Source organism: Lysobacterales bacterium (genome assembly GCA_019634735.1).
Classification (GTDB): Bacteria; Pseudomonadota; Gammaproteobacteria; order Xanthomonadales; family UBA2363; genus Pseudofulvimonas.
In genome coordinates this window covers 210,766-219,191 of record JAHCAT010000005.1, presented here as the reverse complement: position 1 = coordinate 219,191, position 8,426 = coordinate 210,766, and the positions used below count along the sequence as shown (strand labels likewise).

7 protein-coding genes are annotated in these 8,426 nt (G+C 72.1%); 4 read left to right on the top strand and 3 right to left on the bottom strand.

Annotation, left to right across the window (positions count from 1 at the left end):
• From KF823_07085 to KF823_07075, 3 genes are all read right to left on the bottom strand, one after another.
• A partial coding sequence (locus KF823_07085) for an rRNA pseudouridine synthase (protein MBX3725668.1) occupies positions 1-1,022 on the bottom strand: 1,022 nt, incomplete at its 3' end.
• Between the two features lie 12 nt (positions 1,023-1,034).
• Positions 1,035-1,916 carry an SMC-Scp complex subunit ScpB gene (gene scpB / locus KF823_07080; protein ID MBX3725667.1) on the bottom strand — a complete coding sequence of 294 codons (882 nt, stop codon included), beginning with the start codon at positions 1,914-1,916 and terminating at the stop codon, positions 1,035-1,037.
• The gene (locus KF823_07075) at positions 1,898-2,809 is read right to left on the bottom strand and encodes a segregation/condensation protein A (protein MBX3725666.1); all 912 of its coding nucleotides are present in this window, start codon (positions 2,807-2,809) and stop codon (positions 1,898-1,900) included. Before KF823_07075 ends, scpB begins: the two co-directional genes overlap by 19 nt.
• A 348-nt stretch (positions 2,810-3,157) precedes the next feature.
• On the opposite strand from KF823_07075, the gene KF823_07070 reads away from it, so the two are divergent.
• The 4 genes from KF823_07070 to smc all read left to right on the top strand — a co-directional run bounded on the left by KF823_07070 (position 3,158) and on the right by smc (position 8,424).
• Positions 3,158-3,457 carry a YciI family protein gene (locus tag KF823_07070; protein ID MBX3725665.1) on the top strand — a complete coding sequence of 100 codons (300 nt, stop codon included), beginning with the start codon at positions 3,158-3,160 and terminating at the stop codon, positions 3,455-3,457.
• A complete protein-coding gene (locus KF823_07065; protein ID MBX3725664.1) occupies positions 3,454-3,744 on the top strand; it encodes a BolA family transcriptional regulator in 291 nt (96 codons plus the stop codon). Before KF823_07070 ends, KF823_07065 begins: the two co-directional genes overlap by 4 nt.
• Before the next feature lie 35 nt (positions 3,745-3,779).
• Positions 3,780-4,622: a peptidyl-prolyl cis-trans isomerase gene (locus KF823_07060; protein MBX3725663.1), complete on the top strand. Its 843-nt coding sequence runs from the start codon at positions 3,780-3,782 to the stop codon at positions 4,620-4,622.
• A 301-nt stretch (positions 4,623-4,923) separates the two neighbouring features.
• The gene (smc, locus tag KF823_07055; GenBank protein ID MBX3725662.1) at positions 4,924-8,424 is read left to right on the top strand and encodes a chromosome segregation protein SMC; all 3,501 of its coding nucleotides are present in this window, start codon (positions 4,924-4,926) and stop codon (positions 8,422-8,424) included.
• Positions 8,425-8,426 lie beyond the last annotated feature (2 nt).

The window sequence follows — 8,426 nt, the reverse complement described above, 5'->3', positions numbered from 1 at the left end:
GCGCGCTTGCGGGCCGGGCCAGCCTTCGCGCCAGGCTTGCCGCGGCGGCCCCGGCGGCCGAGGGTGTCGTCCATCAAGGGGCGGTCGAAGGCACGCAGTTCGCGGGCCTCCTCGTGGTTGGTACCGGTCCAGGCGCGCTGCTGCCGTGGCTCGGGACGGAACTCGTTGCCGCGCACCGGGGCCCGGCGCTGCCCCACCACCGGCTCCAGAGTCAGCGACTGCGGTGCATCGCCCAGGCCGACGCTGTGGCGCAGGGCCTGGACCTGCTCGGCGTCCAGGGCGCGGTGATGGCCGCGGCGCAGCTCCCTCGGCAGCTCGACCAGCCCGTAACGGATGCGCTTGAGGCGGCTGACGGTGAGGCCGAGCGCCTCGAACAGCCTGCGCACCTCCCGGTTGCGTCCCTCGCGCAGGGTCACCCGCAGCCAGGCGTGCTTCTCGTCGCGGTGGATCTCGACCACCTCGTCGAACGCCGCCGGCCCGTCCTCGAGCTCGACACCGGCGCGCAGCTGGCGCAGGTGGTCGTCGGTCAGGGCCCCGAAGATCCGGCACACATATTCGCGCTCGACCTCGCGGCTCGGATGCATCAGGGCGTTGGCGAGCTCGCCGTCGGTGGTCAGCAGCAGCAGCCCTGTGGTGTTGATGTCCAACCGGCCGACGCTGACCCAGCGCGCGCCCTTCAGGCGGGGCAGCTTCTCGAACACCGTCGGACGCCCTTCGGGATCGTCGTTGCTGGTGACCAGGCCTTCGGGCTTGTTGAACATCAGCACCCGGGTCTCGTCGGGGGTGCAGGGCGTGGCCACGAAGCGCCGGGCGTCCAGTTCGACGCGATCGCCGTTCTGGATCTGGGCGCCGACCTGTGCGACCTCGCCATTGACCCTGACCTCGCCGGCGGCGATCCGCTCCTCGAGGCTGCGGCGCGAGCCGAGTCCGGCGTTGGCGAGCACCTTGTGCAGGCGCTCCTGGATCTGGGGTTCGCCTTCGGTCTTGCGGCGCAGGGACAGTACTTTGCGTTCAGTGGTCATCGTGTCTGGGCGTCAGGCGCTGCCGGCCGGGCCGGCGTCTCGGGTTTCGGCATGGGTGCTGCGGGCGGGTCCTGCCGGCGGGGCGGGATCGGCGTCATCGCCGTCGGCATCGGCGCCATCGTCGGTTTCGGGCAAAGGCTCGGCATCGGCGCCGTCCTCGGCTTCCGGATCAGCTTCGGCGTTCGCATCCGCATCCGCGTCGGTGTCGGTGTCGGTGTCCGGGCGGGCGTCAGCGCCGGCGGCGGACGCGTCGTTCGTGGTGTCGTCCCGGAAGCCGTCGTCCGGGCCTTGGTCGGCGCCGGAACCTGCGCCGCTTTCTGGCGATGGCGACACCGGAAGATCGAAACCCAGCTCGGGCTCGATCGTGTCGAGATCGCGCAGCGCCGACAAAGGCGGCAGTTCGTCCAGACTGCGCAGCTGGAAGTAGTCAAGGAAGGCCCGGCTGGTGCCGTACAGGGCCGGTCTGCCGGGCACGTCGCGGTGGCCGACGACACGCACCCATTCGCGCTCCTCGAGCGTGCGCAGGATGCTGGTCGCCACCGCGACGCCGCGGATCTGCTCGATCTCGCCGCGGGTGATCGGCTGCCGGTAGGCGATCAGGGCCAGGGTCTCCAGCAGGGCGCGCGAGTAACGCGTCTGCCGCTCGGTCCAGAGCGCCGCGATCTGCGGGAACACCTCGGCCTTGACCTGGAAGCGGAAGCCCGATCCGACCTCGGCCAGTTCGATGCCGCGGCCCGCACAGTCGTCGGCGAGGGCGAGCAGGGCCTTGCCGACCTGGTCCAGGGTCGGGCGCACGGACTCGTCGAACAGTTCGGCGAGCTGCACCGGCGTCATCGGCGCCGGAGCGGCAAGCAGCGCGGCTTCCAGGAGGGGTTTCAGGCGCTCTGCGTCCATTGCGTGTCGTCGGATGTGGGGGCTTCGGCGCGGGCGCCGGGCGGGTAGGCGGCATCGGATTCGCCGCCGGCGCGCAACCAGATCGGCGCGAGCGGCTGTTCCTGGACGATCTCGATCAGCTGTTCCTTGGCCAGTTCCAGCAGCGCCATGAAGGTCACCACCACGCCGCGCCGGCCTTCGGCGGCGTTGAACAGATTTTCGAAACGGACGAATGCGCCGCCCGCCAGCCGTTGCAGCATGTCGGTCATGCGCTGGCGCACCGACAGGGCATCACGCTGGATCTCGTGGCGGGTCAGCAGTTCGGCGCGCTTGAGCACGTCCTTGAGCGCCAGCAGCAGTTCGCGCAGTTCGACGGGCGGTGGCAGCCGCACCACGGTGCGCTCGCCCGGATCGATGCGAACCGGCATGAAATCGCGTTCCTGGCGGGGCAGGGCATCGAGATCCTGCGCGGCCTTGCGGAAGCGCTCGTACTCCTGCAGCCGGCGGACCAGCTCGGCGCGCGGGTCGTCCTCCTCGGCGGCCTCCACAGGCGGTCTGGGCAGCAGCAGGCGCGATTTGATCTCGGCCAGGATCGCGGCCATCACCAGATACTCGGCCGCCAGCTCGAGCTTCAGCTCATGCATCAGGCCGATGTAGTCCATGTACTGCCGGGTGATCTCGGCAACCGGGATGTCCAGGATGTCGAGGTTCTGCCGTCGGATCAGGTACAGCAGCAGGTCCAGGGGACCTTCGAAGGCCTCGAGGATCACCTCCAGCGCGTCCGGCGGGATGTACAGGTCCTCGGGCATCTTCAGGAAGGGCTGCCCCTGGACGACGGCCAACGGCATCTCCCGTTGCTGCGGCGGTGCGGCCGCGCTCGGCGCCTGGTCGGTCTGGGGCAGCTCGGAGCTCATCGGGGGCAGGGGCCTTCCGGATACGCTGTGGCCGTCCGCGCCGGGCCGCGAGGGCACGGTGCGCGACAGGGCCTGGACTGGGGGGCGCCAACACGCTGGCGCCGGTCGCTGGAGGCGACGCCGTCCGGTGGACGGGACGGAAGACGGGGACCCCGGGAGGTCGAGGTCGACGTTTCGCGGCCAAGACTAGGGCGCACACGGAGGCTTGTCAAAGGCTGGCCCGGCCGGGATGGCTGCCTCTGAGCAGGCCCACCCGCGTCGGACACGGTCGTTCCAGGCCCGCCTGGATGACGCCCGCCTCGCCGCTGTGGAATCATCCCGGCATCGCACGGCGGACGAACCTCACGCATGTGGTACCTGATCCTTGGCCGCGACCGCCCCGGCTCGTTGGCGGCGCGACTGGCGGCGCGACCCGCGCACCTGGCCCGACTGGAGGCGCTGCGCGAGGCCGGCCGCCTGCTGCTCGCCGGGCCGCTTCCTGCGATCGACGCCGAGGATCCCGGCGTGGCCGGCTTCACGGGCAGCCTGATCGTCGCCGAGTTCGAGGATCTCGCGGCGGCGCGCGTCTTCGCGCAGGCCGATCCCTATGTTTCCGCTGGGGTGTATGCGGATGTCGAGGTCTCGCCGTTCCGGCGGGCGCTGCCGTGAGCCGGGCCGAATCGATCGAGGCCTGCCTCAGGGCGGCGTCCCCGGTGCAGGAGCTGGCCATCGAGGACCAGTCGCACCGCCACCGCGGACATGCCGGCGCCGCCGACGGGCGGGGCCATTTCCGGGTCCGGCTGGTATCGTCGGCGTTCGCCGGCCAGCCTGCCCTGGCACGTCACCGCGCCGTCCATGCGGCGCTGGCCGACCTGTTGCGGACCGACATCCACGCCCTGGCCCTGGACCTGCGCGCGCCCGACGAGGCGGCTGCGGGGAACCGAGGCCGGCCCTGATGGTCCGATCCAGCCGCTCCTGCAAGGCTCACCGAATGTTCCCGTACCTGCCCGTCCTGCTTGCCCTCCTGGTTGCCTCGTCCCTGGCCGGTTGCCGGGCGGGGCCCGTCGAACCGCCGGCTGCGGCTGCCGGGCCGGCGGCGCCCCTGGCCATCGCCGCGAGCGGTGAGGTGGTCGCCCGGGTCGACGGCGTGGCGATCGACCGGCGCTGGGTGGAAGCCCTGGCGCGGGGCCGGCGCCTTGATCCCGCCGATCCGGCCCAGCAGGCGCAGCTGCTCGACGAGCTGGTCGAATACGTGGTCCTGGTGGAGGCCGGCCGGCGCGATCCGGCGCTGGAGGATGCCCAGGCGCGCATCGAGGTCGAGCTCAATGCCCTGTCCGCACGCGCCAGCGCGGTGATGGCGCGCATTGCCGCGATCGAGGACCCGGCCGAATCGGCGTTGCGGGAGGAGTACGACAACCAGCGCCGCATCAACGGCAGCCAGGAGTATCAGGTCAGCCATCTGCTGTTCGCGGACGAGGCGGTGGCGCGCGAGGCGGCGACGGCGCTGGCGGCCGGCCAGTCCTTCCAGGCGCTCGGTGCGGGCTTCGCCGACCGGATCCGGCCACCGGTCGAGATCGGCTGGCTGAAGCTGGGCCAGCTGCCCGAGGGTCTGGCCGACGTGCTGCGCGACCTGCAGCCGGGCAGCACCTCGGCTGAGCCGGTGCAGACCCCGTACGGCTGGCACCTGGTTCATCTGCAGGATGTCCGGCCGTTCGAGCCGCCGCCGTTCGAACAGGTGCGCGAGGGCATCCGGCGGATGCTGATCGCCCAGGCCAGCCGTGCCCGCGTCGATGCCTTGAAGGCCGCGGCCCGGATCGAGCTGCCCGGGCACTGACCACCGGCCTCCGGCCCCCGGCGCCGCAGGGTCGGCGCCGGCCCGGCACCCGGACGCGCCGAACCTGCCCTCGGACCGGGGCGTGTCAGAGCATTGAAAATCAATGGCCTGAGCGGTCCGCCCGGCCTGGTCCAGGCGGTACCTGCGATTTGCCGGCGCTGCGCCGGTTGCGTCCTGCGGCCGGGCGCATCCGGGGCGCCCCTGCTATCCTCGCGCGCCCGGCCGACGCCCGCCGAGCGCCGCCGGCGCCGGCCCGCCCGGCGCAGCCGATGGCGTCCCCTTTCCAGTCGATCCCCAGCCCATGCGCCTGTCCACCATCAAGTTGGCCGGATTCAAGTCCTTCGTCGATCCGACCACCTTGCACCTGCCCACCAACCTGACCGGCATCGTCGGTCCCAACGGTTGCGGCAAGTCCAACATCATCGACGCGATCCGCTGGGTGATGGGTGAGAGCGCCGCCAGCAGGCTGCGCGGCGATCAGCTCACCGATGTCATTTTCTCCGGCTCCAGCGCACGCAAGCCGGTCGGCACGGCCACCGTCGAACTGGTGTTCGACAACGCCGATGGCGTGCTGGTGGGGGAGTACGCCGGCTTTGCGGAGATCTCGGTGAAGCGCAGCGTCTCGCGCGACGGCACCTCGGCCTACTTCCTGAACGGCACCCGCTGTCGCCGACGCGACATCACCGACCTGTTCCTGGGCACCGGACTCGGCCCGCGCAGCTACGCGATCATCGAGCAGGGCATGATCTCCGAGATCGTCGAGGCTGCGCCCGAGCAGCTCCGAGTCCACCTCGAAGAGGCGGCCGGCATCTCCAAGTACAAGGAGCGCAGGCGCGAGACCGAGAACCGCATCCGGCACACGCGCGAGAACCTCGAGCGCCTGGACGACCTGCGCGAGGAAATCGGCAAGCAGATCGAGCACCTGCGACGGCAGGCCCGGGCCGCCGAACGCTGGACCGAGCTGAAGGGCGAGCTGGCCCGGCGCCAGGCAGAACTGCACGCGCTGGAGCTGGGCCGCCTGGAGGCCGAGCTGGCGCGCGATGCCGCGGCGCTCTCGGAGCGGGAAACGGCGCTGGAGCGGACCGTGGCCGGACAGCGCGCCTGCGAAGCGGCGCTCGAGGCCCTGCACGAGCGCCAGGTCCAGGCCGGCGGCCGCTTCAACCAGGTGCAGGCGGAGAGCTACCGGATCGCCGGCGAGATCACCCGGATCGAGCAGACGCTTGCGCACCAGAAGGACCTGGCGGAGCGGCTTGCCCGACAGCATGTCGAGACCGAGCAGGCGCTCGCCGAGGTCGAGGGCCACATCGGCGCTGACCGCGGCCAGATCGAGGAACTGGGCGCCGCCATCGCCGACGCCGAGCCTCGCCTGGTGCAGGCACGCGGCCGCGCCGAGTCGGGCAGCCAGGCGCTGCAGGCTGCCGAGTCCGCGCTCGCCGACTGGCAGGCGCGCCAGGACCGCCATGCCCGCGAGAGCCACGAGACCTCACGGGCCGCGGAAGTGGAGCGGGCCCGCATCGAACTCCTGGACCGCCAGTGCCTGGACGCGGACCGTCGGCTCGCCGTCCTCGCGCAGGAACGGCAGGGCAACGACGCCGAGGCCCTGGCCAGCGCCCTGACCGAGATGGAGGAGCGCGAGACGTCGTTGCGCAAGGCGGTTGAGGAAGCAACGGCTCTGCTCGAGGCGCGCCGCCAGGCGCTGGCCGCCGCGGAGCGCGAGGAGCAGGCGCTGCAGCAGCAACTGGCCGACCTGCGCAAGCAGGAGCAGGCCGAGCGCGGCCGGCTTGCCTCGCTGGAGGCCCTGCAGGGCGCCGCCCTGGGCGACGACCAGCCGGCCAGGCGCAGCGTGTTGGAGCGCCTCGGACTGGCCGGGGCGCCTCGGCTGGGCGAAACCCTGCGGGTGGACCCGGGCTGGGAGGCCTCGGTGGAGACCGTGCTGGCCGGCTGGCTGGATGCCGCGGTCCAGGACGACCCCGGCGCGTTGCTGGAGGCGATCGCCGCGGAGCCCGGGCAGGGTCTGACCGTGGTCGATGCCCGACCGGCCGCCGCCCGGCGGCCCGGCACCCTCGCCGGCCATGCCGGTGGCCCTGCGGCGGCGATGGCCCTGCTCGGCAAGGTCCATGTCGCTGCCGACCGCGCCCAGGCCGCCCGCCTGTTGCCGACGCTTGCGGCCGACGAATCGGTGATCACCGCCGACGGCGTCTGGCAGGGCCATGGCTTCGTGCGCACCGTGCGTGGCGACGGCGCCCAGGCCGGCGTGCTGGCCCGGGAAAACGAACTGGCCGGCGTGCGCGCCGCCCTGGAGGCCACCGCCACGGCACTGGCCGACCTGCACGGCAGGTCGCTGCAGGCCCGCGACGACAAGCGCGCCGCAGAAATCGAGCGCGACGACGCCCAGCGCGGCCTGTACCAGGCGCATCGGGCACTCAGCGAGATCGGCGGTGCGCTGAGCGGCCAGCGTGGCCGGCTCGAGGGCGCACGCAAGCGCATCGCCGAGCTTTCCGAGGAGCACGCAATCCTCACCGCCCGCCTCGCGCAGGACCAGGAGGATGTCCGGGCCGGTCGGGCGCGGCTCGAGCAGGCGCTTGCACGGATGGCCGATCACGAGTCCGCCCGCGTCCTCCTCGAGGGGGAGAAGCGTGGTCTGCTCGAGGCCCGCGAGCAGGCGCGCCAGGCCGCGGATGCCGCCCGTTCCGAGCTGCATGCGGTCGATCGCGAACTGGAGGCGCGACGGTCGGCGCTCACCTCCCTGGAGCAGGCGCTGGCCCGGCTGCAGGGACAGCGCGGCCAGCTGGTCGAGCGCGTGCAGTCCCTGGGCACGCAGATCGAGCAGGCGCGCTCGCCCCACGAGGAGCTGGCGGCCGCCCGCCAGGCGGCCCTGGAGCAGCGCATCCTGGTCGACCGCGATCTGGTCGCCGCGCGCGAGGCGGTGGAGGCCTGCGAGGCCGAGTTCCGACGCCAGGAACACGCCCGGCACAGCCTCGAGCGGGAGGCCACCGAACTGCGCGACCGCATCGCCACCGCCCGGATGCAGGCCCAGGCGCTGCAACTGCGCGCCCAGCGGCTGGTCGAGGAGGTCGAGCAAGCCGGCTTCGACCGCGCTGCGCTGCTGGCCGGCCTGGAGCCGGATGCCGATCCGGCCGGCTGGATCCAGGCCATCGACGACCTGGAGCAGAAGATCCGGCGCCTGGAGCCGGTCAACCTTGCGGCGATCACCGAGTACGAGGAGCAGAGCAAGCGCAAGGAGTACCTCGATGCCCAGAACGCCGACCTGACCAGCGCGCTGGAGACCCTCGAGAACGCCATCCGCCGCATCGACCGCGAAACCCGCAGCCGCTTCAAGGACACCTTCGACCGCGTCAATGCCGGCATCCAGGTGCTGTTCCCCCGCCTGTTCGGTGGCGGTCACGCCTACCTGGAGCTGACCGGCGACGACCTGCTGACCACCGGCGTCGCGATCATGGCCAGGCCGCCCGGCAAGCGGGTCTCCAGCATCTCCTTGCTGTCCGGTGGCGAAAAGGCGCTCACCGCGGCGGCCCTGGTGTTCGCGATCTTCCGCCTCAATCCGGCGCCGTTCTGCCTGCTCGACGAGGTCGATGCGCCGCTCGACGAGGCCAATGTCGGCCGGTTCTGCGAGCTGGTCAGGGAGATGAGCGAGGGCGTGCAGTTCCTTGCCGTCACCCACAACAAGGTGACCATGGAGTCGATGCGGCAGCTGTGCGGCGTGACCATGCGCGAGCCCGGCGTGTCGCGGCTGGTCAGCGTCGACCTGGCCGAGGCCGCAGAGCTCGCCGGTGCGGCCTGACC